Genomic DNA, 25,664 nt, shown 5'->3' with positions numbered 1-25,664 from the left:
TCCCACGCCTCTCGCGCCCTGAACACTGGCCTTCAGAACGTGCTCAGCTCAGTTTGCGCTGAGCACGTTCACAGAAGAGTGCAAATCCCTTTGCATATCTCACAGAGAGTATTGAATTTTACGCAGGATGCAAAATATTTTATGGACATCCAAAAAATGTAGATCGGATGGAGTGCTGTTATCAGTTACGAACAATCCTAGATTCACCGGTTCTGTCATTGATAACAACCATAATATTTCCGTCTACAACCAGAGTCTTTTTTACAAAGAAAACTGTCCAAGATTTATCTTTTTTTGTAAGCTCAAAAAAAACTTCTGGATCATTAAAATCAGTCAATTTAATACCCCTTTTTTCCGCCATTTGTTTTGCCATAAGCAAAGCGCTCTCTTTCGAGAAATTGGTCCTCAATACAGGTTTTGACGCATCTTTCGCACTTCCCGTACAAGGAGACAATAAAATTGCAGCGATAATAAGCGTGCTTGCCAGCAAATGATTCCAAGTATGCATAATTTTCCATTTAATAAGGGAAAAGGGGTCTTACATTACGACAATTCTACGCTAATGTAATGTATGAATATAAGCGTGGTAATCGGCCCCTGCCGAAAATCGCGTCGAAGCAAACACGAGATTTTTACTCATTGAAAATCAATGACTTAGAATGTTTGCTTAAGAGACCTGAACCCTACTTTTTTCATCGCCCGCTGTCACACCTGATCCAACGCAAAATAGAACGACGCAATGTGTAGTGATTGCGAAAACTCGCCACTGGCGATCATCGCTTTCACTTCAGATGGATGGGCGAAAGATTCAATGATGTCTTCGCTGGCATCCAGTGTTTTTTCAGCCTGCCGTTGAAGGCCGCGCGCAATAAACAGGTGGATGCTGTTTGTCTGGCGTGCTGGGTAGGCGTAGTATTTTCCAAGCAGGGTCCAGCTTGATGCGACGTAGCCCGTTTCTTCCAGCAATTCGCGCTTTGCTGCTTCCAGCACAGACTCACCGGCATCCACCACCCCACCCGGCAATTCGGTACAGACCACATTTGCCGCATAACGGTATTGCCGGACCACGAGAATTTTTCCATCCGCAGCCTGGGCAAACACATGTACCCATTCGGGTTCTTCAACAACGTAGTAGGGTTCAATGATCTGGCCATTGTGCAATTCGCAGGTATCAGCACGCAGGGTGAGCCAGCGGTCATCAACAATAGATTTGCTAGCTAACTGACGCCATGGATGCATGTTGATCGCTTTCAATCTGACAATAAGCGCCATTGTAAAACACCTGTCGCTGTCGTTTGCGGAGCATCAGAAAAATGTATTTTTCAGCTTAATGCTGCTTCGACCCCAGCGTCAATATCGCTGATAACAGTCGCATCAACTCGGCTTGCCGGGTCGTTCCTGTTTTTTGAAAAACCGATCTTAGCTGGCTGCGCACTGTTGCCACTGATACCCCGGACTGTGCTGCAGCCTGGGACGGGTTGGCACCATGCAGTATCAACAGAGCGATGCGCGCTTCGGAAATGGTCAGGCCATAAATCTGCCTTAACAGTTCTGTTCCGCTTGAAAACGGCAGATCCGGATCATGCACCAGCACCAGTGCCAGTGGCCTTGCAGGACCGGATAATTGCGCATGCTGAACCGGCAGTGGCGTGACCAGGATTTGCAATTGCAGGTTGTCGGCCATCTTGCTGGCCTGCACCCCGCCGGCAATACAAGGGCCATCAACGCCACAGGCGGCACGGATCAAGTTCACCAGCCTGAGTTTGTTTGAGCCGCACAGGGCAATGCACCCAGCCGTCACATGCAACATGGTTTGTCTGCGGAACAAGGCCTCGGCAGCCTGATTGGCAAAGACAACATGCCCAGTTTCATCCGCAATCAGCATAGGGGAACGCAATTGCGCCAGCATAGCAAAAGCCAGATCGGCCTTTTGTGTCATGGTTTCGCAATGCAGGCGCAGACACAAAGCTCGCTGCAAATGGACTAACAGAGGGGCCAGATTGGCTGTAGCATATTGACGATGAAAGGGCTGCCCTATTCCATATTGAATGACCAGAAAACTGGTGATCGCACCGTTGCGCAACACGGGAGACACATTAATGGAACCCAGGTCAAATTTGTGCATGAAATCCTGGTAAAAGACACTGCGCTGCATGGCCCACGTGCCGACATGCTGATGATCGATATACCAGCTGCCAAGCGCTATCTTGTCTACCCAGTCAAGTGCGGGATCATAGGAAAAATAATGCGCCTTGAATTCATCACGACAGGCTTCCGTCAAACCTATACTTTCATTGACGATCACGGTATTGGTCTGCCGGTTCAAGGTGGTCAGGGCAACGTGCTCACTACCTATCATCTGGCAAAGCAGACACAGGGCATTACTCCAGGCTGAGGGTGTCAGTATCCCTTCATAAAACTGCGTAATGATCTGGTTCGCCAAGGCATCATCATGCTGACCCACAGTCACCCCCTTCTCTGGTAGTGCATGTCAATTTTCCTGGTGGAAATTTCTCTATTGGAAAATTCATCGGGAATGCCATTTTTCTAAAAAAAATCAGCCATTTCATCCATTTGGATGATGTCATTTGTGTTAACAAATTTTATGCTTAATTTGTCAACAAATCATGAATTCTTTGTGGGTGAACTCAATTTCAGTTCGATTCTTGACTGGGAATGTGCATGCATTGGCTTGGGGAAACCATCAAAGCATCCGAGGAATAAGAGGCAGATGGGCGGATGCGCTCTATCAACTTGACCAATTGGCAATCCGTGCGTTCAAAAAGCTATCACTTACAAAATAAAAAAATGGAGGGTATTGTGCTGATCAATTATGTCGAAAATCTGTTTGCCTCACTTAAAAAATATAGCTCATGTGCATCCATCAAAAGAAGTCTGATTTTTCTTGCATTGGCCATGTCGGCGCAAAACTGCTTTGCCGTGACCTGCATGGAAAAATGGCTGCCTATGTTTTTGAAAGAAAAATACTCGCCAGAAGATATTGATAAACTGTTGGCTGTTGCATGTAAGACGCCTGTTACTCTTGTCGCAAAAAGCAACGTGGTTGCGCAACCTGATAAAGCTGCTGCCGCCGGTGAGCCAAAAGCCGCCACTGAAACGCCACAAAAACCGCCTGTGCCTCCCGTTGCAAGTGCTACCCCTGCTCCCGCATCAGCAGCGGCTACAGATCCAGCCGAGAAAGGAAACGCTGATAAAGCCCTTGACAAGGCATTAGTTGCCTTCCCATCACCGGCAAGTGATAACGATGACTATCTGGGTGATCGCATCAAATATGGCTACAGCCGGTCGGCCTATAAAGTCGACATGCTATCTGACAAAAAAACACTCACACTGGTATGCGTTCCGCAATATTTTACACTCAAAGGTATTGGAAAATTAAGTGTAAAGCTTGATCCAGCAAAAGATAGTAAGCTTGAAAATGCATTTGTGGTAACCGGAGTTGAGTCAAAAAAAATAGATAGCAAATTATGCGAAGGCACGACCACAATTGCGCTAGGAGAAGTAGTCGTTTTTTCGCAAAATGAAACTGCATCCACGCCACCCGACCGCTACGGTTTAACATACGGAACGCTCATGGTGCCCTATAAATATCATGTGGGATCCAAAAACTTCAGCGGCGGCACCTCAGTGGGTGGTTATCTGGGCTATCGACAAGAAAAATCCGGCCTGGGGCTGGGCTTGCAATGGGTGGGCTTCGTGGGAGCTGGCCAGATACCAGTAACACAAAGCGTCAACGGGCAAGACAAAACACAAAATCTGACAGGTTTTAGCTACGGCTTAGGTATACTCGGTACCGTAAAAGACAAGTTTCACATGGGTTTTATTTTGGGTGCGGACCGCGTCAACACAGATGCAGGATACAAAGACAATGGCAAACCCTGGATAGCGATTGAAGTGGGTTATGCCTTCTCTAACTGATTTGCAATCATTCAGGAGATTTACATGAAAATAGTAGTCGACCGTTTCATCTCTGACGACGAAGCCACCATCAGCCATATCACCGTAGACGGGCGTTTTGTCTGTTTCGGCCTGGAAGATGAATATCGCGTCACGAAACTGGTGAACGAAACCCGCATTCCCGCCGGTACTTACAAGGTGAAGTTGCGTACCGAAGGCAAGCACAATGAGCAGTACAAAGTACTGTTCCCGGATATCCATCGCGGCATGCTGCATATCCAGAATGTGCCTGGCTTTGAATATATCCTGATCCATTGCGGTAACACACAGGCCGATACATCGGGCTGCCTGCTGGTGGGCACCAGTGCCGTCACAGACACACATAATATGTCCGTCGGTGCCAGTCGCCCTGCTTACAAGCGCCTGTATCCCATTGTCGTAGACGACGCCGCCAAGGGCACACTGGAAATCCAGTTGATTGATAACGACCGGCAAGCGAGTCTGCGGTCTTAGTGCTGGTTGCAGTTAAGGTGCAGTTACGCCACAGGTCTGCATGAATCCATGCAGACCTTTTTTTTTGACCCACCCTGCTATACCCACCCACCTGTAACGTTTAATTACACAATCACCCATGGCGATTGAATAATTAACATGCCCTTACAATTATAATATCCTGTAACCCAGTACCCAGTAGGTAGATGTCCTGACTGGGCAGGCAGCCGCCTTTTTTCCACCACACGCGAGGTCTATGCAAGATGTTGTCTTTACTAAAGCTGAATTTTGTCAGGAACGTGTTGATCGGTTGCTTTTTACTTTACCTGATAGGAAAAATCACCAGCGTCCAGTACATCCAGAATATATTGGGCTTGCCGGTGCTGTTGTGGATCGCTGGCAATGTCATTTATGGGCTGGGGCATAATCGGCGTGTGCGCAAGAAGTTTGAGAAAAAGGTTCATGCCTTTTGCAAGTTCACTGACGACAATTGCCTGGACATTTGCGATGGCAGCGCCATCGCCATCCATTACGACAGCAAGACCATTTACCTGATCAACAACACGGCCCAAATCGCCCTGCAGCCATCGCAAGTCTTACGCTGGGAAATCGGCATGGCCCGTGACGAGGTTAAAGCCAAACTGACCTCTGCCACCGACTATGCACCTAGCAGTGCAGAGTTCACCCAGAAACAAGGCGGCGTGTCCCATGTCACGTTCTGGATAGGTAATGGGGCCTACAACGTCTTTACCGTGCTGGTGTCTTCCGAAGCGATTGTCAACCGGCTCAAGCATTTTTCGCTGGTCAACAATATCGCCATTGCCTGAATCTTTTTGCCCCTGAGACCCTCATGAAGACTTTACGCCTTGCCTTGTGCGTGGCAGTGGTCAGCGTCAGCTTTGCTGGCGTAACCATGGCCAGCCACGCCCAGACCTGGACGGACATGCCTGCCATGGACACCAAATCCAATGTCGTCACCCAGCGTGCAGATAGCCCGATCTACAGCCGCATGGCCAGCGACCCGGCGTTCCGTACATTTGCCCATGATGCCATCAACGTCAGGGGCGAAAAACTGAATTATGAGCTGGTGCTGGAATCGCGCGCCGCCTTGTTTAACACCAGCGACCTGCGCAAGGTGTATGAAACCCGCGCCGGCACCTACTATGTCAGCTATTGGGTGAAAGAAAGCCGCAACTACCGCCGCATGCCCTTCCGTCGCAATGCTTACCTGGCCCTGATCGTGGTCGACACCGTGCCAGCAGACCAGAACAGCCCGCAGTTCAAGGCCGTTGCGGGCAAGCTGCCGTATGTGGTGTACCAAATCAAGTGGGATCAACCCAAAAGCAATGACCATGGCACCATCCGGGTAGACGACAGCGGCTCTGCCGTCAAATGGAATTGCAAGACCAAGGACGGCCGCGCCATGCCGACCATGCTACAAACCATGATCATCCACAAACCCAATTTCGAAAAAGAAACCGAGTACTACCACACGGCGTATTACGTCACCGACGATGGCCAGTTGAAAGACAACGGCTGGGGCAAATCCAACATCTGCACATCACGCAGCGTGGGACCGGATGATGAGGTGTCGAAGTGGGTGAGGTTTTTTGGTGGGGAGTGAGGCAACCATTCTCATACCTGACACTATCATTGACAACAGCGCCAGGTATTTGCCTGCTTGATTTGACTATGGTCGCGTAGGTTTTCCGCTACCATTTTTGGCGTTCAACATGTTTTGGTAATTGACTATTCAGACAATATATTTACCCCTCCCCAAACTGCGGATAACTCGCCCCTTCCAGCATGGATTGCACCGAGCAGTTCACGCCTGGCAGGCTGTCCCAGCTGGGGTCGCCCGGTTTGGTTTCGAGCATATTGGCCCAATGCAGGGTTTGATCGCCGCCGCCTGAGGTGGCCATTTGCATTTGGAATACCCATTGCTGGTCGAGCTTGCTCATGTGGCCAAAGCCGGTCACGATGGATTCGCGCAGGCCGCTGCCACGGATAAAGCTGATTTGTACCTGGCCGTTGGCGGTGACGGTACCGACCATGCTGCGTTGTTGTGGGCTGCCGGATGCGCTGCTGCCCTGGTCGGCATCAGTAATAATGGCGGATGATACGCCCCAGAAATAACCGTTTTTATAGCCAGAGATATGCCAGACGGTTTGGTCGACTTTCCAGCTCAGCAGATTATCTGAAGCTGAAAACCCCAGGGCGGGCAGGTCCAGGTAAGTCACGTACCAGTAGGTATCAGCCAAAAAATCCCAGGTAGTGCGATTGATGTCAGACATGTGCGTCTCCATTCTCAAGCTAAATACCACGACGTCAGGGAAATACCATGATGCCATTATAATATTAAAATGAAAACTTAAATGCAAATTTACTATGTACCCAAGGAAGACTCCTTGGATGGAGGCAGGCAGGCTATCGATGAACATTCGTAGGTATCAAGCCTACCTGGCATGAAACGAGCGCTAGTCTTTTTTAACTTTGCCCGCCTGCAAGCTACGATGCAATAGCGCACCCACCAACATGGCTGGCAAGAATATCCATGTCTCCCAACTGGGGCTAGCCAATGAGGCGATGGCAGGGCCAGGACAATACCCGCTGATTCCCCAGCCGATTCCAAAAATAATCGACCCGACGACCAAATTGCTATCAATCGCCGTCAGTGTTGGAAGATTGAAATGATCTGAAAACAGTGGCTTGTTTCGACGCAATATCCACCTGAATGCAATCACCGTCACGCCAACGGCAGCACCCAATACGAATAGCAAACCCGGATTCCAGTTACCCGCCAGGTCCAGAAAATCAAGGACTTGACCGGGGTCGGTCATACCTGATATCGCCAGCCCTAGACCGAATAAGAGACCTGTAACCAGGCTGCTTAGGCAGAACACGAAGCTAAACATCAAAATACCTTGAATAGATGACGGACAATCATCGCAGTGACGATGCCGGTCGATAAAAAGATCAGTGTTGCTGCGATGGACCGTGTCGACAAGCGCCCTATTCCACACACCCCGTGGCCGCTGGTACAGCCATTCGCCAGCGAGGTGCCAAATCCGACGAACAAGCCAGCGACGGCAAGTAACCAGGAGGGAAAATGTGCTCGTGCAGTGGGTGCATGGCCAGCGACCGCATAGCAAATTGCCGCACCGCCAATCAGACCGAACAGAAACAGGCCGCGCCACCACCGCTTGCCAGGGTCGGCAGAAAATAAATTGCCCGCTATATTGCTGATACCTGCAATACACCCCGTGGTCCAAAGCAACAGCGCGGCAGACGTGCCTATTAACGCGCCGCCCGCCAAAGAGGTATAAATAGCCAGGTTAGTCATTCGTTTGTATTTTGTATTTATGGGCTCAACAACTCAATTGCTGATTCTATTTGTTTATTTTAATTGCTCAATCTAATTGCTCATTCTGACAGATTCGCTGTTCAATTATTATACCGTCCCAGCCGGATTGCTTGCCGCCGCATGACTATCCTGCGGCAGTGCGTAGGTGCGATTAGTGTAGCGTAATCGCACGTATGTTGTGCCTGGCAAGGATGAAGATGCTTCAAATTTTCTTATCTTTTATCCCGCCGGAAGAACTTCACCGCTTTGTATTCTCTTCAGAAAATCAGCAGTTGAAGATAGCAAGCCGTGACGGACATTCGTACGATTACGCTACGCTTGTACCTACGTTCTATGCCGCTGGCACCTGACTCGCCCCCAGCAGGCTGTAGGCAAATTCATCCATCGTTTTTTGTGACAGGTCGGTGTTGTTGAGGAGGATGACGGTGTCTTCGCCATCGAGCCTATGCCCGAGTACGGAACGATAGCCGGTGGTGCGGCCAGTTTCCCAGCCGAAGCGATGGGTCTGGCCGGCGATTTGCAGATTCTTGACGCGGCCACCCAGGGCATAGCTTTCACTGTCGACTTCGATATGCGTCAATTGGGTCAGCGATTGGGGCGTGATGAAGCCCTGGTTGAAGATGGCTTGTGCTGCCTTCATCAAATCGCTTGCGGTGCTGTAATAACCGCCACCGGCGGCCAAATAGGGTTGACGCATATCGGTTTTGCGGGCTGGCGGGTTGATGGTGGCATAGGGTACGGCGGTGGCGGCATCGTCAGCATAGGCCTGGTCGGCCCGGGTGGCGGACAGCTTCAAGGGATCAAGCGTGATGTTGCGCATGGCTTGCTGGAACGGCTGGCCGGTGACAGCTTCCACGATGCCCACCACGATGATCCAGTTGGTGAGGGCGTAATCGAACTTGCTGCCGGGTGGGAAGATGGATTCGCCCTGGCAAAACTGTTGCATGGCCTGTGCGGTGCTCATGCTGGCGGTGAACAGGCTGCGGTCGGCCTTGATCATGCTGGAAAACTGGTTGGGAATGCCGCTGCTGTTGGACAGCAAATGCCGCAGCGTGACCTTGCTGCCGGTATCGGCGCGGTGTGCTGGCAGATAGCGATTGATAGGTGCGTCCAGATCGAGCTTGCCCATTTCGATCAGCCGCAGCACGGTGACGGATGTCAGCCATTTGGAAATGGAGGCGATGGCAAACGGGGTGTCGGCCCGCAGCGGCTTTTGCGCTTCGATATTTGCCATGCCTATCGCACGTACATAGGTGGGCCGGCCATGCTTGCCCAGCATGACCACGCCATAGAATGGCTGGGCTTTGACGAAGGCATCGACGATGGGGTTGTCGGCACCGATCACGTCGCTGCTGCCAATACCACTGCTGCAGTCGGCAAAAGCATGTTTGCCCAATAGCGCGGCGGCACCACCTAGCATGAAGTGACGTCTGGTCCAGTATGTCATGGCTTACCCTGCGGTGAAATCAATCGGCAATGTGATAGTGACTGCCATACTGACCGCCACCCGCATCATTGGTTCATTTTTTCTGCCAGGATGGATTTCAATATGTTTTCAGAACGGCGCTGGCCATAGCCTTTTCCATAGGCGCTGGAGGTGATGACGACGACGGCATGCAGAGAGGGGATGACATAAATTTTATTGCCGCCGTTGCCGGATGCAAAAAAGACTGGAACCACCTGCCCTTTGCTCATCTGCGCTTTCTGCGTTTTTACAGTGTGCGTCCTGGCATACCAAAAATAGCCATAGGTGTCGGCATAATTATCCACATCAGCAATGCTTACCTGCGGTGCCAGCATGGCGTCTATCCAGGCGGCGCTGAGGACGCGCTGGCCTTGCACCATGCCTTTGTCGAGCACCAGTTGACCAATTTTAGCGAGATCGCGGGCAGTCAGCGACAGGTTGCCCTGGCCTTTGGGGTGGCCGGCGATATCACGCCCCCACTGCCAGTGGCTGATACCCAATGGCTGGAACAAGGCTGTGCGGGCGAATGCTTCCAGATCCTGGCCGGTGGCTTTTTCGACGGTGATGCCAGCCAGGTAGGCGGTGACGGAGTTATAGCGGTAGCTGGTACCAGGAGTGCTATCCCTGGGCAAGGATAGGACAAAGGCCAGCGGATCGGGGGCGATGTCGAGTTTGTCTTCATTGCCGGGGGATGCAGCATCTTCATCAAAGGCAGCCAGGCCAGAGCGCATGTTCAACACCTGGGCCAGGGTGGCCTCACCTGCTGCGCTGCCTTTGCTGGCAGGCCAGTACTGCCACACCGGGTCGCTGGTGCTGCGTATGCTGCCCCGGTCTACAGCAGCACCCAGCAACAAGGAGGTAATGCTTTTGCCGACCGAGCGGGCATCATGCAAGCCATCTGCCGTTGCGCCGTTGTAGTAACGTTCGGCGATGATGTTGCCATCTTGCAGGACCAGGACGCTACGCAAATCCGGATGTTCATCCTGATCCCATTGCGCCAACAAGGCCTTGAGTTTGGGATCGGACCGTGGTTCTTGTGCCTGTGCGGGATGAAGCATGAAGATGGCGCAGGCAAGCACCGATATGATGATGGGCAGGTAAAGTCGCATGGCAGGTGTCCGGGCAATCAAATGGCAAAAATGGTGCGCACGGCGCACCCTGCCAGGGATGTAAATAGCTGAAGGATATCAACGACAATTGGTCACGGCAAAGCAAGTAATATCACACAGTATGCACCTGCTACTCTGGCGCAGATTCATACTTATTACGCATATCTAAATACGCCTTTTTGCAGTGTTCAAAGTAGCTACGTTCATCATCTTCCATTTTTTTAGCCTCGCTACCGCTAATGACCGGGTCAACGACTGTAGTTTCTACAATCTCGATCTGAACTGTATCGCCGACCTGAAGTGGCATCTGGGATAACCAGCGCAGATGTTCATCGGTCTGATTCTCGTTCCTTGCTGTCAGGCCGCCGACAGAAACGGCAAAATCATACGTATCGTCACCACGACGCGAATTTGCCTGAGAGCCTAATTTTCCTGTGCCATCAATAATGGTATTGAGCACTACCAGGTCCTCACCACCCGCAACAATTGGCGTACCGCCATTAATACTAATTTTTAACGCATACATGAATGAATGCCCCTTATAAATGTCCTGTAATCCAACACACAAAATGTATGATGCTCACCGCAGCAGCGCAGGGTGTGCAGGGTGTGCTGCGTGCACCGGACGCTGAACCCTTTTTGCATGGATGATGCACACGGCGCACCGTGCATCATATTACAAGCACTCAGGATTTGTCGCGCCTGGTTTTTGGGTCCGGCATTTTTTGCATTTCCACCTGATCCAGGCGGACGAAGACAAAGCCCTGTTTCAGGGCCTTGTTCAATCCGGATGACAGACCCTGGGCGGATTCGGATTGGGGTTTGTTCATGTGGGCGATGATGACATCGCCGGGCTGCAGGCGTTTGAACTTGTCAGCGATGGCTTGTTTGTGCAGGGTGGCACCGTGATCAGCATTCAGCGAGAAACCGGCGATCTTGTAGCCCAGGCGTTTAATTTCGGTCATCGCTTCGGCATCATATTTGGCGCCGGCACCGCGATACCATTGTGGCGCGATGCCGATGGTGCTGGTGATGGCCTTGGCACCTTCGGTGACTTCGCGTTGCAGGTGGCCGACGTCGGGTTCGCCGGCCAGGCCATACACGGTTCTGCCGCTGCCGATGACGGCGGGTATATGCTTTTCGCCATGGTCTTCGACATCAAACAAATCCAGGTTGGATTTGATGACGGCGACACCACGGGGATTTTTATCCAGCCATTTTTTGGTGACAAAGATGGTGGCGGGTATGCGCTTGCGTATCAGGAAGGAGAGCAAGTATTCATCAAAACGGCCCGAGCAGGCGTCAAGAGTCAGGGCCACTTTGTTTTCTGCCCTGGCTTGCGGTGCCAGCCGCGCATGCACTTCCACCGGTTTGGCATAGGCGGTATAGCAAAAAAACAGGTTGGTGCAGGCAAGAAGAAAACTGTGGCGCGTAGAGAAAATCATCAATGAATGTGTGGATGCAGGTTTTTGTTCCAGTATACATTTTGCATGCCGAATAAACAGCGTAATTACATTTGGTAAAAATTGGATGATGAATGCACGGCGCTGCGGCTAACAGGCCGTGCACGTTACCCTGGAAATGATGCTATCCGCGCTTTTGTTTATCCCTTTCCTTGACGGATCGCATCAGCACTTTCCACTTTGACCGGGTGGCGATTTTATCCAGAGGCGTTTGTTGATTGCGGCGCGCTTCGCGCAGCAGTTTTTGATAGTTGTGCAGACGGTCTTCATCCACCGCTGCCCGCACGGCACAGCCGGGTTCAGCCTGATGACTACAATCGCGGAACTGGCATTGCATTGCCAGCGCGTCGATGTCTTCAAAACTGGCGCTGAGTGCGGTTTCATCCAGATCCAGCTGCAGGCTGCGCAAACCCGGAGTGTCGATGATGCAGGCCCCATGCGGGCACAGGTGCAATGAACGTGCCGTGGTGGTGTGGTGGCCACGGCTGTCACCGGCTCGTACTTCGCCCGTGTCTTGCGCGCTGGCGGCCAGGGTATTGGTCAGGGTGGATTTGCCGGCACCGGATGAGCCCAGCAAGATTAACGTCTGCCCTGCCCCCATCCAGGGTGCGAGCAGCTCTGCCGTTGTTGCGCTTTGCCCATTGACGGCAAACACGGGCACGCTGCCAGACAGGCGCTGTGTCACTTCAACCAAATGTGCATCTGAAAGCGGGCTGACATCGGCCTTGGTGAGGATGATGACAGGGTCAACCTCTGCCGCATGGACGAGTGCCAGATAACGTTCGAGGCGGCGCAGATTGAAATCATGGTCCAGGCCCATGACCAGCAATGCGGTATCTACATTGCTGGCAAGCGCCTGTCGCCGCCCATCATTGCTGCGGCGTGCCAGGTGGGTCAGCGGTGGCATGCGGGCGATGATATGCGGCGGTTCATGCTGGTCCATCAACACCCAGTCACCTACAGCCAGGCTGGTGTCATTGCTATCGAGTGCCTGCAACAGGCTGGGCTGCAATCGGGCATGCAAGGGGCTAACGCCCTGGTGAACGGTGAACCAGTCGCGGTGTACTTCGGTAATACGGCCTGCCTGCAACGCGCCGGTGCTGGGCAGGGTCAGGGAGAGTGTGTAAAGCTGGTTGGCGATGACTTGTGTCAGGCCGATACGGCGTAGTGCTGCAAAATCGAAATCGATCATGATGTACTGGTCCAGATTTGGTGATCGTGCAATGCATGGGCACGCACGATGACTTCCCGCAGGCATGGCGTGTTTAACACGCGTGGCGAGCAGGGCCTTAAAAAGACAATCGAGGTCGGCGCGGGATCAACCGCAGATCAGCACGTCAGTATCGGCAAGCAATGGCAAGTACCGGCAAATACGGAGATACAGAAAATGGAAGGTGTAGCGGAATCAGGCAGCCGACAGGGTGGCAATATCAATGGTACGCATGGTGTTGTCTCCTGTGGATGGTGGATGGGGGATAGTTGACGCTAACCGGAGTGTGCCAGCAGACGCGTGGCGCGTCAATACTGGCGACTCAGGGTGTTGCAGATTGAGGATGATGGGCTAGCTACCCTGTGGCACGATCGCAGCATAATCGCGGCATGGTGTGGTAACGCACAGACCCAGGCTTCAGGATTGGATAAGCTTCTACCTACATTGCAGTAACCGGTGTCACTTTGCAGATAGCAAGGGATGCAGGCAAGTATTGTCAGTGGCGCGAAAGACATCAGGGCCTGTAGGTCTATTGATCTATCGGTCTATTTTTTGGGATAAGAACCTGTTTACGATCTGTAGCGAGCAAGTGTACGTGTGTCAGCGGGGTCAGGGTAACTAAGCGCAGCGCAAAAAGCGAAATGTACTCTGGTACATGAGCATTTTGAGCCGCGCATGAGCCCCGCATGGACTCCGATTGCGCTCGCGCAGTAAGATCAAAAACAGGTTCCAAGGACGCACCGTACAGATAGTACGGGCTGTCATATTCTCTCCAGAAAATCGGAAACCCGCCAGTGGCGGGTTTTTTAACGACCAGCCTGTCATACATCTGTATTCAAATATCAATAGGGGAACAGCATGGGTAATCCATTCAGATTGGGGCAGCAAGAAAAATATTGCCTGTCCTGCGTATTGACCGCATTCATGGTGTCGATCACGGTACCGGCATTGAGTGCTGAACCGCCAGAAACCAATACCACCTTGCCTGTCAGTGAAGACACGGCAGCACTCACATTGCAACATGAAATCACCACCGCGGTCGATGACAATGCGGTCAGCGTGGAAGTGACATCCAGCCCACGCCAGCTCAGCATTGACTTAATCAACAGCAAGCACAGCAATGCTACACCGGCGATACGCAAGAAAGAAGCGATCAGGCTAGCATCGATATTGGAAAACCTCATCGCGGGGAAGAAATCGTATTCTGACGTCACTGCCTTGCATGTCAACTACAGCAGAGTGAACGAGGGCCGCAACCGGCCAGTACAAAAATTTAATTTCATACGCTCGCAGTCGGGGGGTTTTGTACTTAAACGCAATTAGCCATGGCAGCTTAAGGTACACAACAGAAAGGGAGGCACATGGCCTCCCTTTCTGTTGATACCTACGCTAGCCATACGCTAGCGCTCAATGATCAGCTTACGGATTACGGATTACGCTTGGCTACTTCATTGCCGACATAACCGCCACCGACTGCACCGGCGATAGTGGCCAGAGTACGGCCATTGCCATTACCAACCTGGCTACCCAACAGACCACCGACAACTGCGCCGACACCGATGCCGACTGCGCTGTTCTGGTTATTGTGGGCCACTGGCTGGGCAGGTGCATTGTTGCTATACGTTCTAGGCTGGCTGCCATGGCTGCTCTGTGCCACTTTAGGGTGGTTGACAGGGGCGGCATATTGCTGCGCAGGCTGCATGCTGTTCATGCCGGATGTGCTGTTGCCGTTGCTTCCATTATTACCGTTCATGCCATTGACATTGTCAGTCGCAGCAAGCGTCGTGGCGGCTGGTGCTGTGGTGCTGTGCGAGCTGGGCAAAATACCGGTGATGGCTGCTACACCCAGTAAGCTGACCAGTATGACCGAGCAGGCTGCGCCGGCGACCAGAGGATGAATTTGCTTGCCTGTTTGTGCTTGTTCCATGTTGATCTCCTGAAGATGGAAAAAAGTAGTGCTTGCCACATTAACGCATAAGCAAGCAAAAAAGGAGACAGAACAGGGTGTTACAAAAGTAAGCGTTTGTAAGAACCTGCTTACGACCTTAAGCGCGAACGTGATCGGGGCTCATGCGCTGCTCAAAATGCTCATGGTCTTAGAGTACATTCCGCTTTTTGCGCTGCGTTTTTGTTACCCTGACTCCCGCTGACGTTCGCTCGCTACAGATCGTAAACAGGTGCTGACGCATCAATAACAAAAAGCATCCAAACCAGACGGATCAGGCAAATAAATGAATCAGCATCCTGTTGCTTTGCGTTGCGCTACCAGCTTCAACAATTCACCTTTGGCAGCAGCGCCAGACAAGTACAGACGCAGTTCGGTGACGTTGTATTGGCTGGATGCGTCGAAGATGAAATCGAGTTTGCCGTCGTGATCAAGATCCCCCACCCAGATGATCTTGGCATTGTTGTCTTCCTTGTTTTCTGTGTAGTCGAACAGGTATTGGGCTACGCCATTCAATTCCAGGTAGATGCGACCTTCGCGGTTTTGCAGGTGGTATTCATCACCGTGCAGGTGCATTAGCCGTTCTTGCCCCAGCGGTGGCAGGGTCGACAATTCAAATTCTTCGTCTATGGAACCATTGACGACCTTGGCTTCATCTGACAAGGTAACGGCACCGGCTTTCAGGCCAGGGGCAGACAATATCATGCGGGTATTGCTGATATTGGCCGATACCCGCACACCGGATTTGTCGAGAGGGTCGGGGATTTTCTTGAATTGTGGCTTGACCGCCACCAGCCGCCAGCCCTTGGATGCCTGTTGCAAACCCAGCCACGGTCCCTTGCTCTCGGTTTTGGCTTCTGACGCATGATAGTCTTGCAGTTCCAGGATGTCAGATGCAGCCGCCGACCCGCACCAGGCTGTCAAGGACACCGTCAACAGCGCGCAGTAAAGCGTGGAGGTGAAGATGGGAGTGGATATTCTGGATAAAGACATGGCGGCTTCCTCGGTGTTTTGCGGCATTGATATGTCATTCGTGCTTCATCAGGTCATGCACAGCTTATACACATGTCATACACGTCATACACAGGCGATCAACAACGAAACATAGCTTTCAGGCATCATTTTACTAGCTTGTGGCCAAGCTTCAAGCTTTGTTTGTGCGAAACAATGATTATTCGTCTTTTTGAACTGGCTCTAACTGTCTCTTCCACCTCAGACAACACTTGCGCAAAATTGTTTCATGGCACAATACGTTGTATGACTAGCACCCCTCACCTACCGATGCCAATTGGCATGCGTGCCGATATGCTGCATCAGTTGGCCGCCCTCAGTAAAGCCGGCATCGCCCCGGCGCAGGCCATGCCCATGATCAGACTGCCGGGCAGGTATCAGGCCAGGATGGATCGTACCCGGCGTGCCATGCAGAATGGACAGAATATCGCCCTGGCCGGATTGCAACACGGCTTGTGGACACCGCTGGAAGCGGGCCTGCTGGGCGCGGCACTGGCTGCCGGTGACCCGACGCCGATGTACCGCCGCATGGCTGACTATTACACAGAAAAAGCCCGGCAATTGTCTGGCATCCGTTCACGCCTGGTGATGCCGGCATTCACGTTTGTGGTGTTTTTATTTGTGACACCCCTGCCCCAGCTGGTGGCCGGGACACTGACGACGGGAGCCTATCTGTGGCAGGCACTACGTGCGCTGGGCCTGGTGGCCGCCGTGATCATGGCCGGGCAATATGGCTTGCGCCGGTTTCAGATGCGTTCTCTGGATGCATCTGTGTCCTGGGCAGATCATCTGATGCTGCGCCTGCCGGTTTTTGGTGCCATGCACAGGCGGCGTAATCTGGGTGATTTCTGGCAAAGCATGGCTTTGTTGCTGGAAGCGGGCCTGCCGATGTTTGATGCCCTGCCACTGGCAACGCAGGCGGCAGACAATGTATTGATACGGCAAGAACTGGCACGCCTGTTACCGCTGGTGCAGCAGGGCATGACACTCAGCGACGCCTTGCGCAACATGCCATCCATCACCGACAGTACCCTGCAAGGCATGGTGCATACCGGCGAAGCCAGTGGCAGCCTGCCCGACATGCTGACACGCTATGCCAAGACAGAGAGCATCAAACTGGAACAGCAACAAAGGCTGGTGGCAGAATGGATACCGCGTGTCATCTACAGCATGATCGCGGCGATGATCGCCTACAGCATTTTTAAAAGCGGCGCATTCATGCCGCACGCGCCTTTGAATCCATAGCAAAATGCATTTCATGAACAGCGATGGGGCGACCAAGTATGACTGAAGATCACAAAATCGAATCTGTCATACGCGGAGAGAAATTAGAAAAGGGGAAGCGCCCACATCGTGAGACTGAATCAGATGGTCCCTGGTTTTATTTTTGACCAGGAAGGGAATTGAGAAATTTTTCTTTCAGTTCTTTTTCAATTTCTATGAAATATTGACAGATCAAACGATCATCGCGCAGGCAGCGTTCCGTTACTGGCTTACCGGTGGCTTCAGAAAATAATGCGGCCAATGTAACGCAGAGACAAGGTTCCGACCGCACGGCACCACCCACTGGGCAACTATAGTTGCGAACCATAATTCCACCCGGTACTGCTATTGCTTCAGTACTCGCCCCCATCGAATCAGCCACTTTCATGACACGTGACAGGTCATCATTAAAGTCTGCGGATGCTGAAAGACCGGCTGTACGGGCCAAATTTCGTCCTGTCTCATCCAGTACATTCAACATCTCATCTGGGTTCAACTTTTTACGCAAGGTTGAAATTAAACCCATTAAAAATACAGGATACGCTTTTGAAGTCGCATCCTCACTGCCAGGCGCTGCCTCATAGGTAATTGCAGGCTTACCAGGAACGCCCGTCTGCATTCCTTTTTTACGACGAACCCGCCCCTCGGCTTCCAATTGTTTCAGTTGGACGTTGATGGCGTTTCGCGTGACGCCCAAATGCTCACATAGCTGAATTACTGTCAGCGATTCACGCCGGAGTGCATTGAGGATGTTATTTTTTGTTGTCACTTTGCCGTCTAAATAATTTTTCCTATCGGATTATAGCCGAGACAAAAAACCAATAATGACAATACATATTGTCATTATTGGTTTTAATAGTTATACTTCCTACCTCCCCTCCTCATCACAAAGAGAGTTTCCTATGTCGATATCCAAATCAATCGTGAAAATTATTGCCCTTCCCATCATCTTTTCCATGACACAAACGACCTCTGCACAAACAGTGACGACAGCAGAAACAGTCACCCCGGTAGAACTTGTTGATGCCTTAAATGGCGTTTTTGGCAAGCACCCTGGAGCACGGGCTGTGCACGCCAAAGGCATTGTTCTTGAGGGCAGTTTTACTGCGAGTAAAGAGGCAAAAACGATCAGTAAGGCCCCGCACTTTCAAGGATTTAAAGTCCCTGTCGTTGTGCGGCTATCCAATTTTGCGGGGATACCGGATATTCCAGACAATCATCCACTGGCAGCACCCAGAGGATTGGCAATTAAATTTATGCTGCCCAAAGGCGCAATGACGGACATTGTGGCGCATTCATTCAACGGTTTTCCAACACCAACAGCAGGCGATTTTCATCAGCTACTGATTGCGTTGGGAACGAGTGGGCCAGATGCACCAAAGCCGACACCGCTCGATAATTACTTGAGTGGACATCCAATTGCTAAAACTTTTCTCACCACACCCAAACCTGCTCCCGTCAGCTACGCGAGCTTGCCCTACTATGGCGTCAACACATTTAAATTTATCAATGCAACTGGAAAAATCACCTATGGCCGTTATCAATTCTTGCCTGTGGATGGTGCCGAATACCTGAGCGACGAACAGGCAGCCAAAGTTGCATCTGACTACCTCCAGACTGAGATAAAGCAGCGCGCTACCCTCCGTACCATCAAGTTTAAAATGATGCTGCAAATTGCAAGTGCGGACGACAAACTCGATGATCCGTCAATCGCCTGGCCGGACAGTCGCCCCACGCTGGAATTGGGTGTCTTGTCCATCACTAAAGTAGCAGAAGACAACCATGCAGCACAGAGTAAATTACTCTTTCTGCCAAATGCATTGCCAAATGGTATTGAAGCAGCAGATCCGATGATCAATGCGCGTTCAAATGCTTACCCTGTTTCGTTCGGACGCAGGCAACAATAAACAACAACGGCCTTTTCCCCCACTACCAATACTTCACCCGGTTAGTATGCGTACTGACCGGGATTAATTCAGGGCGTGTTGCCCCAGTGTAGTGCTGCACTAATTTTGCTTCAGGTAACGTTGAATATCCGCCACTTTAATCTTGCGCCCCATCTTGTGCTTGCGTTCTTTCATTTCACGCACGATGACATTCAATTCGCTAACCTTGGGACGCAAGGGTTTCAGTGAAATCGCCAACACGGGGACGATCTGTTTTTTCACATAACGGCTGCCGGATGTCAGCATTTGCCAGAACACCAGCAGCAAGCTGAAGATCAGGCTAGCCTGCAGCGCATTGTCTGCATAGTACGGGAAGTATTTCTCGGCCAGGCTGGGCGCGACCTTGATGAGCACAATGCTGGCACCAACGGCCAACCAGAATTCCAGATCAAGCACGACCTTCTCCAGCCGCCTATCCACCATGGGTGACAAGATATAGAAAGGGCTTTTGATGAGCGAAAAACGGACGTCATCCTTTAAGGTTTCCGGTGATTTCCTGACGATTTCTTCCAGCGCCAGTCGGTCTTTCAACACATCCAGCATGTGCGGGTTGGACATCTTGACCAGCGCAGGCATGGGTTCATTCTTTTTGGGAACGGTTGCATAATCCGCCAGGTCAGCATTCAGGATAGTTTTGCATGTCTGGCAGGTGCGTTCATAGCCGACCAGGTCACCCCGGCTGACGGTGATGTAATAGACATGGCCAGCCAGCCCTATGCGCTTGATTTCAAACGCCCTGGGCTTGCGACAAAGAGGACAAAAATCGGCAACATAGCCAAACTTTGTGAAAACATGTTTTTTCCCCCAGACGATAACCATCTACGCTCCGTTTTTTACCATTTATTCAGAGGGTATCATTCACCTTCACGCTGCACAATATGTGGTGCGGTGAGTTGTGGCTGGGCCAGCACAAGGGCGAAGAAGTGCTGAGGGAAATTATTCTGCTGCCACCAGCAGACTGGTGGCGATCTGCTGCGTATCCTTGAGCGTCTGCAAGACGATGTTGGAACGAATGTCGAGCACACCGGTGGTTTTATACAGGCGTTCCAGCACAAAAGCAGAATAGTGTTTGAGATTGCGCGCACGCACGCGCAACAGGTAATTGGCGTCACCGGTGATGATGTAAGAACCGACGACTTCTGGCCATTGTTGCAGGGCTTGCGAAAAATTTTCATGCCACTGTTCAACATCACGCCGCATGGTGACCTGGACAAAGGCATCCACTTCCAGCCCAACGGCAGCGGCATCAATCACGGCACAATAGTGGTGGATGATGCCGGCGTCTTCCAGCATGCGCACGCGGCGCAGGCAGGATGAAGGCGACAGGAAAACCTTGTCAGCCAGATCCTGATTGCTGATACGGCCATCAGTCTGCAATTGCTGGAGGATTTTAAGATCAGTGGCGTCGAGTTGCATTTGGCAGTCTCCTATTATTACCTAAGGGCAAGACCTCTCAACACAGAGACACAGAGAAAGGCAAAGAGAAAAAACTAAGAACAGGAGAGTAACGGCTGTGCCTTCAACTATTCAAGATTTCTCTTGCTTTTCTCTGTGGCGTCACAGGGAATTCATGCGGCTGCCACATCCCTCAGAACGAAGGCCGCTTACAAACAGCCTTTATCCTCTTTGCCATTCTCTGTGTCTCTGTGCCTCTGTGGTGAGTGGTCTTTTTTCTATTATTATGATTACTGGATATCAGCCCCAAACAATTGCAAAAACACACACAATCTGGTGTCTTTGCGCAATGCACAACGCCATTCCTGCATTATCCATCAATATTTCACTTATTTGACGCAGTATATTCTATAAATATAGGTTTTGATGTGGCAATTTGCAAGAACAATTCAGGCAAAACGGCATAAAATCTCTGCATGTTTTTACAGGAGTCAGCATGTCTCTACCCGCCCCACAGATCTGGGATATCACCCCGCCCATACAGCCAGGCATACCGGTCTGGCCGGGTGACAGTGCCTATAGCACTGAGACCACCTGGCAGATTGCTGACGGTTGCCCGGTCAAGGTCAGCAAGATCACCATGTCCACCCATACTGGCGCGCATTGTGATGCCCCATCACATTACGATGCCGACGGCAAATCCATCGATGAAGTGGCGATCAGTACCTATATCGGCCCTTGTCGCGTGATCCATTGCATGGGTGTGGCCCAGGTACTGCCTGAACATGTGCAAGCGTTTTTGGCGCAGTTGCCGCAGCGGGTATTGTTGCGCACCTACATGCAGGCACCACAGATGACATGGGACAGCGATTTCCCCAGCGTTGCATCTGCCACCATCGATTTGCTGGCCCAGCATGGCGTGCGTCTGATAGGCATAGACAGCCCATCGCTGGACCCGCAAGAATCCAAGACCCTGGATGCCCATCTGCGCATGAAGGCCCATCAGATGGCGATACTGGAAGGCATTGTCCTCGATGACATCGCCGCCGGAGATTACGAATTGATTTGCCTGCCACTGAAACTCGCCGGGCTGGATGCCAGCCCGGTACGCGCCATCCTGAGGAGCCTGCAACAATGACACAAACGATACAAACCACTGTCACTAACATCACCCGCAACGATTGCGTCAAGTTGGATCAGCAAGACCCGCTGGCCACCCTGCGCGAAGAATTTGATTTGCCTGCCGGCGTGATTTACCTGGACGGTAATTCGCTCGGTGCCCGCCCCAAAGCTGCGCTGCAAAGAGCGCAAGAGGTCATCACCAAAGAATGGGGAACCGACCTGATCAAGAGCTGGAACACGGCTGGCTGGTTTGACTTGCCTTCCACGCTGGGCAACCAGCTCGCGCCGCTGATCGGTGCCGAAGTGAATGAAGTCGTGGTGACGGACACCACATCGGTCAACCTGTTCAAGGCCATTGCTGCAGCCTTGCAGATACAGTCGCCACAGACCCAGCGCAAGACCATCATTACCGAACGCAGTAACTTCCCTACCGATATTTATATGGCGGAAGGCATTACCCGCTGGCTGGATCGCGGTTATCAAATTCAACTGATCGACTCGCCGGATGAACTGCCGCAGGCCATGAATGACAGTACGGCGCTGGTGATGCTCACGCATGTCAATTACCGTACCGGCTATCTGCATGATATGGCCGCCGTCACCGCACTGGCCCATCAGCATGGCGCATTGATGCTGTGGGATCTGGCACATTCTGCCGGTGCCGTGCCTGTGCACCTGAACGTGGCGAATGCCGACTTCGCCGTCGGCTGCACCTATAAATACCTGAACGGCGGCCCCGGTTCACCTGCATTTATCTGGGTGCCGGCCCGCCATCAGGAAGCGTTTCACCACCCCTTATCCGGCTGGTGGGGCCATGCCAGCCCGTTTGCAATGAACCCCAGCTTTACACCCACCCCGGGCATACGTCGCGCCCTGTGTGGCACCCAGCCGATTACCTCGCTGGCGATGGTAGGCTGCGGCCTGGACACCTTCGGCAAGACCGATATGCAAGCCATACGCAAAAAATCACTGGCACTGACTGACCTCTTCATCACGCTGGTAGAAACCCGCTGTGCCAGGCATCCGCTGGAACTGGTGACACCGCGCCCGCACCAGCAGCGCGGCAGCCAGGCCAGTTTCAAACACCCGCATGCCTATGCGGTGATACAGGCACTGATACAGCGCGGCATCATCGGCGATTACCGTGAACCCGCCATCATGCGCTTTGGCTTTACTCCGCTGTACACCCGCTACGTCGATGCCTGGGACGCCGCCGAAGGCCTGCGCGATATTCTCGATAGCAAGGATTACGATACGGCAGCGCAGCGGAATGCGGTGACTTGATTTTAAGACCTACTAATTAAGACCTCTCAACACAGAGGCACAGAGGGGGCACAGAGGGGCACAGAGAAAAACGAAAGAAAAATTTTGAAGTAACGATATTTTATGCATTTTAGATTTTCTCTTTGCCTTTCTCTGTGCCTCTGTGCCTCTGTGGTTAATGGTCTTAAAACGGCCTTAAACGGTCTTCAGCTTTAAATTTTAAGGAAACATCATGAGCAATAACGAACAAGCTGGCAAATGTCCTGTGTCATGGCATGGCGCGCAGATGGATTTTAGTGATTCCATGAGCTATGGCGACTATCTGGGTCTGGATCAGATCTTGACGGCCCAGCATCCACGGTCGCCCAACCATAATGAAATGCTGTTCATCATCCAGCACCAGACCAGTGAACTATGGATCAAGCTGATGCTGCATGAACTGCATGCCGTGCGCCAGCACATCCGCAATAATGATTTGCCACCGGCATTCAAAATGCTGTCACGCGTCGCCCGCATCATGGATCAGTTGGTGCATGCCTGGGATGTCTTGTCTACCATGACACCGAGCGAATACACCGCCATCCGCCCTTACCTGGGGGCGTCATCCGGTTTTCAGTCACATCAATACCGCGAGCTGGAATACCTGCTGGGCAATAAAAACGCCGCCCTGATGACCGTTCATGAAAGCAAACCCGACGCCCATGCCACACTGGACGCAGCATTGCGCACGCCATCGATCTACGACGAAGCCATCATGCTGATGGCACGCCAGGGTTTCACGATCGACGCAGAACGCCTGCAAGCCGACTGGTCACAAGGCGTGGTCGCCAATGAATCGGTCAAGGCCGCCTGGCTGCAAGTGTATCAGACACCAGAACAACACTGGTCCCTGTATGAGCTGGCAGAAAAACTGGTGGACATGGAAACCGCCTTCCGCATCTGGCGCTTCCGCCATGTCACCACGGTAGAACGCATCATCGGCTTCAAAACCGGCACCGGCGGAACCGCCGGCGTCAGCTACCTGCGCAAGATGCTGGACGTCGTCCTGTTCCCGGAATTGTTTGCTTTGAGGACGGCGTTGTAAGCGAATTATTAAATTGGGGTATTGACGCCCACCGTTATAGCGTGGCGTCAATCAGTGCAGGAATATTTCACTCGCCGATCTTCAGCCCCAGCCCTTCTGCCGTTGATGGTTCTAGCGGTTTGGATTTTTCGTCAGCACGTTCAAGAAAACTGACATGAATATCGCTCTTGCCGGCAAGATATTGAATCATGATGCTGGCAACGTCATCACGGACCAAGTATATTTTTCTGATGAAGTCTTTGGTAACTTTACCGTCACTGCGTGTGATTATTTCTTCGATCAGTGTGTCGGTCTGTTCAACAAGAAATTCATGATATAGATTGGTAATGGGCCGCAACACCACTCTGGTTGAGCGATTATTCGCTGCGGGCAATACCGTGCGTGTGTAACCGGTCATGAATAATAATGCGCAAGAACCGACGCATAAACCACGGGCAGTGGTGGAGAGGCGATATTGTTTTATTCTGTCATGCACGCCCATGATGGCGTCGATATCAATGCCTGCGAAATCCGTCACGCCATCGAATTCAAGCACAGATATGGCAGGATTGGCTTTGATGGCAGCATCAAATTTTTCCAGCACGGCCTGGTCAATTTTTCTTTGTATGCGAAAGAGCTGATCTGTCACTGGTGACACTGCGGCAGGCATCGTGGTTTGTGCAGTATTTTCTGAGTTTGCTGATACCGATACAGGCGATGGTGTTTGCGCCAAAGCACCACTACTGGTTATGAGCATGCTGGCTGCCAGACATAAGCCGGCAATATGTTTAGACAGGTGACGCACCTGATGTTTGGGAATATGAATATGCTTATTCATCGACCTTGATTCCTAAATCTTCTGGTGTAGCATCACTGATCTTGATTCGCTTGGCGCCGTATTGCGCCTGAAAGAAAACATGACCGCCAGTACTGATGGGCTTGCGGTAAATATAAATGCCGCCGCTTCTGTCTGTGGTGTCATACATTTTATTGAGCAATTCCAATGGCAGTTTGCCCTGGCTGCGCTGATGCACGATGGAAATCAGGTCATCATTGTAGGTGCGTTCAAAGGCACCTGTGGCGGCAGAATGGATGGAATGCATGAGCAACACGGTTTCGCCCCCAATCCTGGCAGGCAATAAGGTGCGTTCATGCCCCATCAGAAAGATATAGGCACAGGTAGACGCGCATTCGCCACGCGCAAAGGTGTGCAACTGATGCTGATTGATGCGCCACTGAAACTGATAAGCGACCTCTGGTGCGATGCCGGATGCACCGGGGATGTCGATCAGTTCAATTTCTTTCAAATCCGGGTGTGCTGCCAGGGCAGCGTCGAGCGCGGCGATATGGTCACGTGTGAGTGAACCGGTCACCAGATGGCGCAGATGCGGAGTACTGGGAGTTGGAACGTTGGCCTGATCATTGCTACTAGTGTCAGCGAGTGATGGCATGGATATACCCGCCAGCAAGCTGGCGAATAAATGGGGCAGGAAAATCCTGATATGGGGGATGGGGCGCATGAAGTCCGGGCAAAATAAAATGAACAGGTTTGCTGCTCCCCGCCATGGCTACGCAGGCATGAAGAACAAGGTCTTCATGTAATCATGAAAATACTTTTTTGGCAAGATGCAAGGT

At 51.8% G+C, this 25,664-nt stretch carries 30 protein-coding genes; 12 read left to right on the top strand and 18 right to left on the bottom strand.

Annotated features, from left to right (window positions below; genetic code table 11):
- Positions 1 to 181: 181 nt before the first annotated feature.
- The 3 genes from ACO0LM_RS23220 to ACO0LM_RS23210 all read right to left on the bottom strand — a co-directional run bounded on the left by ACO0LM_RS23220 (position 182) and on the right by ACO0LM_RS23210 (position 2,464).
- Positions 182 to 508 carry a hypothetical protein gene (locus tag ACO0LM_RS23220; protein ID WP_423040391.1) on the bottom strand — a complete coding sequence of 109 codons (327 nt, stop codon included), beginning with the start codon at positions 506 to 508 and terminating at the stop codon, positions 182 to 184.
- Positions 509 to 705: 197 nt separating this feature from the next.
- Positions 706 to 1,272 carry an NUDIX hydrolase gene (locus tag ACO0LM_RS23215; protein WP_423040389.1) on the bottom strand — a complete coding sequence of 189 codons (567 nt, stop codon included), beginning with the start codon at positions 1,270 to 1,272 and terminating at the stop codon, positions 706 to 708.
- Between the two features lie 55 nt (positions 1,273 to 1,327).
- Positions 1,328 to 2,464, bottom strand: a complete 1,137-nt coding sequence (locus tag ACO0LM_RS23210) for a helix-turn-helix transcriptional regulator (protein ID WP_423040387.1) — start codon at positions 2,462 to 2,464, stop codon at positions 1,328 to 1,330.
- A gap of 275 nt (positions 2,465 to 2,739) precedes the next feature.
- Here ACO0LM_RS23210 and ACO0LM_RS23205 point away from each other — a divergent pair, with 275 nt between their 5' ends.
- The 4 genes from ACO0LM_RS23205 (at position 2,740) to ACO0LM_RS23190 (ending at position 6,034) form a co-directional block, all read left to right on the top strand.
- Complete coding sequence (locus tag ACO0LM_RS23205; RefSeq protein WP_423040385.1) at positions 2,740 to 3,939, top strand: hypothetical protein; 1,200 nt, start codon at positions 2,740 to 2,742, stop codon at positions 3,937 to 3,939.
- Positions 3,940 to 3,963: 24 nt separating this feature from the next.
- A complete protein-coding gene (locus tag ACO0LM_RS23200; RefSeq protein ID WP_423040383.1) occupies positions 3,964 to 4,431 on the top strand; it encodes a DUF5675 family protein in 468 nt (155 codons plus the stop codon).
- Between the two features lie 242 nt (positions 4,432 to 4,673).
- Complete coding sequence (locus ACO0LM_RS23195; protein ID WP_423040381.1) at positions 4,674 to 5,237, top strand: hypothetical protein; 564 nt, start codon at positions 4,674 to 4,676, stop codon at positions 5,235 to 5,237.
- 23 nt (positions 5,238 to 5,260) lie between these two features.
- Entirely contained in the window at positions 5,261 to 6,034 is a 774-nt protein-coding gene (locus tag ACO0LM_RS23190; RefSeq protein ID WP_423040379.1) for a hypothetical protein, read from the top strand.
- Positions 6,035 to 6,176: 142 nt separating this feature from the next.
- Here the strand turns inward: ACO0LM_RS23190 and ACO0LM_RS23185 are convergent, their stop codons facing one another.
- The 8 genes from ACO0LM_RS23185 to rsgA all read right to left on the bottom strand — a co-directional run bounded on the left by ACO0LM_RS23185 (position 6,177) and on the right by rsgA (position 13,003).
- On the bottom strand, positions 6,177 to 6,704 hold the full coding sequence (locus ACO0LM_RS23185; protein ID WP_423040377.1) for a hypothetical protein: 528 nt from the start codon (positions 6,702 to 6,704) through the stop codon (positions 6,177 to 6,179).
- Positions 6,705 to 6,887: 183 nt separating this feature from the next.
- The gene (locus ACO0LM_RS23180; RefSeq protein WP_423040375.1) at positions 6,888 to 7,325 is read right to left on the bottom strand and encodes a DUF6691 family protein; all 438 of its coding nucleotides are present in this window, start codon (positions 7,323 to 7,325) and stop codon (positions 6,888 to 6,890) included.
- Positions 7,325 to 7,753: a YeeE/YedE family protein gene (locus ACO0LM_RS23175; protein WP_423040373.1), complete on the bottom strand. Its 429-nt coding sequence runs from the start codon at positions 7,751 to 7,753 to the stop codon at positions 7,325 to 7,327. Before ACO0LM_RS23175 ends, ACO0LM_RS23180 begins: the two co-directional genes overlap by 1 nt.
- 352 nt (positions 7,754 to 8,105) lie before the next feature.
- Positions 8,106 to 9,221, bottom strand: coding sequence for a serine hydrolase domain-containing protein (locus ACO0LM_RS23170; protein WP_423040371.1), 1,116 nt, complete (start codon positions 9,219 to 9,221; stop codon positions 8,106 to 8,108).
- A 65-nt stretch (positions 9,222 to 9,286) separates the two neighbouring features.
- Positions 9,287 to 10,348: a serine hydrolase domain-containing protein gene (locus ACO0LM_RS23165; protein ID WP_423040369.1), complete on the bottom strand. Its 1,062-nt coding sequence runs from the start codon at positions 10,346 to 10,348 to the stop codon at positions 9,287 to 9,289.
- 130 nt (positions 10,349 to 10,478) lie between these two features.
- The gene (locus tag ACO0LM_RS23160) at positions 10,479 to 10,874 is read right to left on the bottom strand and encodes a hypothetical protein (protein ID WP_423040367.1); all 396 of its coding nucleotides are present in this window, start codon (positions 10,872 to 10,874) and stop codon (positions 10,479 to 10,481) included.
- Positions 10,875 to 11,034: 160 nt separating this feature from the next.
- Complete coding sequence (locus tag ACO0LM_RS23155) at positions 11,035 to 11,793, bottom strand: polysaccharide deacetylase family protein (RefSeq protein WP_423040365.1); 759 nt, start codon at positions 11,791 to 11,793, stop codon at positions 11,035 to 11,037.
- 142 nt (positions 11,794 to 11,935) lie between these two features.
- Entirely contained in the window at positions 11,936 to 13,003 is a 1,068-nt protein-coding gene (gene rsgA / locus ACO0LM_RS23150; RefSeq protein WP_423040363.1) for a ribosome small subunit-dependent GTPase A, read from the bottom strand.
- A 48-nt stretch (positions 13,004 to 13,051) separates the two neighbouring features.
- Between rsgA and ACO0LM_RS23145 the strand changes: the two genes are divergently transcribed.
- Both ACO0LM_RS23145 and ACO0LM_RS23140 read left to right on the top strand, forming a co-directional pair.
- Complete coding sequence (locus ACO0LM_RS23145; protein WP_423040361.1) at positions 13,052 to 13,294, top strand: hypothetical protein; 243 nt, start codon at positions 13,052 to 13,054, stop codon at positions 13,292 to 13,294.
- A 585-nt stretch (positions 13,295 to 13,879) separates the two neighbouring features.
- The gene (locus ACO0LM_RS23140) at positions 13,880 to 14,344 is read left to right on the top strand and encodes a hypothetical protein (RefSeq protein ID WP_423040359.1); all 465 of its coding nucleotides are present in this window, start codon (positions 13,880 to 13,882) and stop codon (positions 14,342 to 14,344) included.
- 103 nt (positions 14,345 to 14,447) lie between these two features.
- Here the strand turns inward: ACO0LM_RS23140 and ACO0LM_RS23135 are convergent, their stop codons facing one another.
- Together ACO0LM_RS23135 and ACO0LM_RS23130 are read right to left on the bottom strand one after the other, a co-directional pair.
- Entirely contained in the window at positions 14,448 to 14,948 is a 501-nt protein-coding gene (locus tag ACO0LM_RS23135; RefSeq protein ID WP_423040357.1) for a glycine zipper 2TM domain-containing protein, read from the bottom strand.
- A gap of 309 nt (positions 14,949 to 15,257) precedes the next feature.
- A complete protein-coding gene (locus tag ACO0LM_RS23130) occupies positions 15,258 to 15,959 on the bottom strand; it encodes a hypothetical protein (protein ID WP_423040355.1) in 702 nt (233 codons plus the stop codon).
- A gap of 264 nt (positions 15,960 to 16,223) precedes the next feature.
- Between ACO0LM_RS23130 and ACO0LM_RS23125 the strand changes: the two genes are divergently transcribed.
- Complete coding sequence (locus ACO0LM_RS23125) at positions 16,224 to 17,222, top strand: type II secretion system F family protein (RefSeq protein ID WP_423040353.1); 999 nt, start codon at positions 16,224 to 16,226, stop codon at positions 17,220 to 17,222.
- A gap of 136 nt (positions 17,223 to 17,358) precedes the next feature.
- Here ACO0LM_RS23125 and ACO0LM_RS23120 read toward each other — a convergent pair whose 3' ends face one another.
- A complete protein-coding gene (locus ACO0LM_RS23120) occupies positions 17,359 to 18,009 on the bottom strand; it encodes a helix-turn-helix transcriptional regulator (RefSeq protein ID WP_423040351.1) in 651 nt (216 codons plus the stop codon).
- 55 nt (positions 18,010 to 18,064) lie between these two features.
- On the opposite strand from ACO0LM_RS23120, the gene ACO0LM_RS23115 reads away from it, so the two are divergent.
- Positions 18,065 to 19,147, top strand: coding sequence for a catalase family peroxidase (locus tag ACO0LM_RS23115; protein ID WP_423040349.1), 1,083 nt, complete (start codon positions 18,065 to 18,067; stop codon positions 19,145 to 19,147).
- Between the two features lie 99 nt (positions 19,148 to 19,246).
- Here ACO0LM_RS23115 and ACO0LM_RS23110 read toward each other — a convergent pair whose 3' ends face one another.
- Complete coding sequence (locus ACO0LM_RS23110) at positions 19,247 to 20,005, bottom strand: hypothetical protein (RefSeq protein WP_423040347.1); 759 nt, start codon at positions 20,003 to 20,005, stop codon at positions 19,247 to 19,249.
- Positions 20,006 to 20,122: 117 nt separating this feature from the next.
- Positions 20,123 to 20,602: an Lrp/AsnC family transcriptional regulator gene (locus ACO0LM_RS23105; protein ID WP_423040345.1), complete on the bottom strand. Its 480-nt coding sequence runs from the start codon at positions 20,600 to 20,602 to the stop codon at positions 20,123 to 20,125.
- Positions 20,603 to 21,077: 475 nt separating this feature from the next.
- Here ACO0LM_RS23105 and kynB point away from each other — a divergent pair, with 475 nt between their 5' ends.
- The 3 genes from kynB to kynA all read left to right on the top strand — a co-directional run bounded on the left by kynB (position 21,078) and on the right by kynA (position 24,050).
- A complete protein-coding gene (gene kynB / locus ACO0LM_RS23100) occupies positions 21,078 to 21,719 on the top strand; it encodes an arylformamidase (RefSeq protein ID WP_423040343.1) in 642 nt (213 codons plus the stop codon).
- Positions 21,716 to 22,987 (top strand): kynureninase, encoded by a 1,272-nt coding sequence (gene kynU, locus ACO0LM_RS23095; protein ID WP_423040341.1) that lies wholly within the window; start codon positions 21,716 to 21,718, stop codon positions 22,985 to 22,987. The genes kynB and kynU overlap by 4 nt, the downstream gene beginning before the upstream one ends.
- A 211-nt stretch (positions 22,988 to 23,198) precedes the next feature.
- The gene (kynA, locus tag ACO0LM_RS23090) at positions 23,199 to 24,050 is read left to right on the top strand and encodes a tryptophan 2,3-dioxygenase (protein WP_423040339.1); all 852 of its coding nucleotides are present in this window, start codon (positions 23,199 to 23,201) and stop codon (positions 24,048 to 24,050) included.
- A 67-nt stretch (positions 24,051 to 24,117) separates the two neighbouring features.
- Here kynA and ACO0LM_RS23085 read toward each other — a convergent pair whose 3' ends face one another.
- Positions 24,118 to 24,867 carry a hypothetical protein gene (locus ACO0LM_RS23085; RefSeq protein ID WP_423040337.1) on the bottom strand — a complete coding sequence of 250 codons (750 nt, stop codon included), beginning with the start codon at positions 24,865 to 24,867 and terminating at the stop codon, positions 24,118 to 24,120.
- Complete coding sequence (locus tag ACO0LM_RS23080; RefSeq protein ID WP_423040335.1) at positions 24,860 to 25,480, bottom strand: hypothetical protein; 621 nt, start codon at positions 25,478 to 25,480, stop codon at positions 24,860 to 24,862. The genes ACO0LM_RS23085 and ACO0LM_RS23080 overlap by 8 nt, the downstream gene beginning before the upstream one ends.
- Here ACO0LM_RS23080 and ACO0LM_RS23075 point away from each other — a divergent pair.
- A complete protein-coding gene (locus ACO0LM_RS23075; protein ID WP_423040333.1) occupies positions 25,479 to 25,631 on the top strand; it encodes a hypothetical protein in 153 nt (50 codons plus the stop codon). The genes ACO0LM_RS23080 and ACO0LM_RS23075 overlap by 2 nt on opposite strands.
- The last annotated feature ends 33 nt before the right edge of the window (positions 25,632 to 25,664 follow it).

The sequence above is a fragment of the Undibacterium sp. Di26W genome (genome assembly GCF_049340265.1).
Lineage (GTDB): Bacteria > Pseudomonadota > Gammaproteobacteria > Burkholderiales > Burkholderiaceae_D > Undibacterium.
Note: the sequence above shows the minus strand (reverse complement) of the source record. Positions and strands in the feature narration are given on the sequence as shown.

Coding starts and splice junctions, on each gene's coding strand:
- ACO0LM_RS23220 (WP_423040391.1), bottom strand. CDS start 508: ATGCATACTTGGAATCATTTGCTGGCAAGCACGCTTATTATCGCTGCA.
- ACO0LM_RS23215 (WP_423040389.1), bottom strand. CDS start 1,272: ATGGCGCTTATTGTCAGATTGAAAGCGATCAACATGCATCCATGGCGT.
- ACO0LM_RS23205 (WP_423040385.1), top strand. CDS start 2,740: ATGCGCTCTATCAACTTGACCAATTGGCAATCCGTGCGTTCAAAAAGC.
- ACO0LM_RS23200 (WP_423040383.1), top strand. CDS start 3,964: ATGAAAATAGTAGTCGACCGTTTCATCTCTGACGACGAAGCCACCATC.
- ACO0LM_RS23195 (WP_423040381.1), top strand. CDS start 4,674: ATGTTGTCTTTACTAAAGCTGAATTTTGTCAGGAACGTGTTGATCGGT.
- ACO0LM_RS23190 (WP_423040379.1), top strand. CDS start 5,261: ATGAAGACTTTACGCCTTGCCTTGTGCGTGGCAGTGGTCAGCGTCAGC.
- ACO0LM_RS23185 (WP_423040377.1), bottom strand. CDS start 6,704: ATGTCTGACATCAATCGCACTACCTGGGATTTTTTGGCTGATACCTAC.
- ACO0LM_RS23180 (WP_423040375.1), bottom strand. CDS start 7,325: ATGTTTAGCTTCGTGTTCTGCCTAAGCAGCCTGGTTACAGGTCTCTTA.
- ACO0LM_RS23175 (WP_423040373.1), bottom strand. CDS start 7,753: ATGACTAACCTGGCTATTTATACCTCTTTGGCGGGCGGCGCGTTAATA.
- ACO0LM_RS23170 (WP_423040371.1), bottom strand. CDS start 9,221: ATGACATACTGGACCAGACGTCACTTCATGCTAGGTGGTGCCGCCGCG.
- ACO0LM_RS23165 (WP_423040369.1), bottom strand. CDS start 10,348: ATGCGACTTTACCTGCCCATCATCATATCGGTGCTTGCCTGCGCCATC.
- ACO0LM_RS23160 (WP_423040367.1), bottom strand. CDS start 10,874: ATGTATGCGTTAAAAATTAGTATTAATGGCGGTACGCCAATTGTTGCG.
- ACO0LM_RS23155 (WP_423040365.1), bottom strand. CDS start 11,793: ATGATTTTCTCTACGCGCCACAGTTTTCTTCTTGCCTGCACCAACCTG.
- rsgA (WP_423040363.1), bottom strand. CDS start 13,003: ATGATCGATTTCGATTTTGCAGCACTACGCCGTATCGGCCTGACACAA.
- ACO0LM_RS23145 (WP_423040361.1), top strand. CDS start 13,052: ATGACTTCCCGCAGGCATGGCGTGTTTAACACGCGTGGCGAGCAGGGC.
- ACO0LM_RS23140 (WP_423040359.1), top strand. CDS start 13,880: ATGGGTAATCCATTCAGATTGGGGCAGCAAGAAAAATATTGCCTGTCC.
- ACO0LM_RS23135 (WP_423040357.1), bottom strand. CDS start 14,948: ATGGAACAAGCACAAACAGGCAAGCAAATTCATCCTCTGGTCGCCGGC.
- ACO0LM_RS23130 (WP_423040355.1), bottom strand. CDS start 15,959: ATGTCTTTATCCAGAATATCCACTCCCATCTTCACCTCCACGCTTTAC.
- ACO0LM_RS23125 (WP_423040353.1), top strand. CDS start 16,224: ATGACTAGCACCCCTCACCTACCGATGCCAATTGGCATGCGTGCCGAT.
- ACO0LM_RS23115 (WP_423040349.1), top strand. CDS start 18,065: ATGACAATACATATTGTCATTATTGGTTTTAATAGTTATACTTCCTAC.
- ACO0LM_RS23110 (WP_423040347.1), bottom strand. CDS start 20,005: ATGGTTATCGTCTGGGGGAAAAAACATGTTTTCACAAAGTTTGGCTAT.
- ACO0LM_RS23105 (WP_423040345.1), bottom strand. CDS start 20,602: ATGCAACTCGACGCCACTGATCTTAAAATCCTCCAGCAATTGCAGACT.
- kynB (WP_423040343.1), top strand. CDS start 21,078: ATGTCTCTACCCGCCCCACAGATCTGGGATATCACCCCGCCCATACAG.
- kynU (WP_423040341.1), top strand. CDS start 21,716: ATGACACAAACGATACAAACCACTGTCACTAACATCACCCGCAACGAT.
- kynA (WP_423040339.1), top strand. CDS start 23,199: ATGAGCAATAACGAACAAGCTGGCAAATGTCCTGTGTCATGGCATGGC.
- ACO0LM_RS23085 (WP_423040337.1), bottom strand. CDS start 24,867: ATGAATAAGCATATTCATATTCCCAAACATCAGGTGCGTCACCTGTCT.
- ACO0LM_RS23075 (WP_423040333.1), top strand. CDS start 25,479: ATGGATATACCCGCCAGCAAGCTGGCGAATAAATGGGGCAGGAAAATC.
- ACO0LM_RS23080 (WP_423040335.1), bottom strand. CDS start 25,480: ATGCCATCACTCGCTGACACTAGTAGCAATGATCAGGCCAACGTTCCA.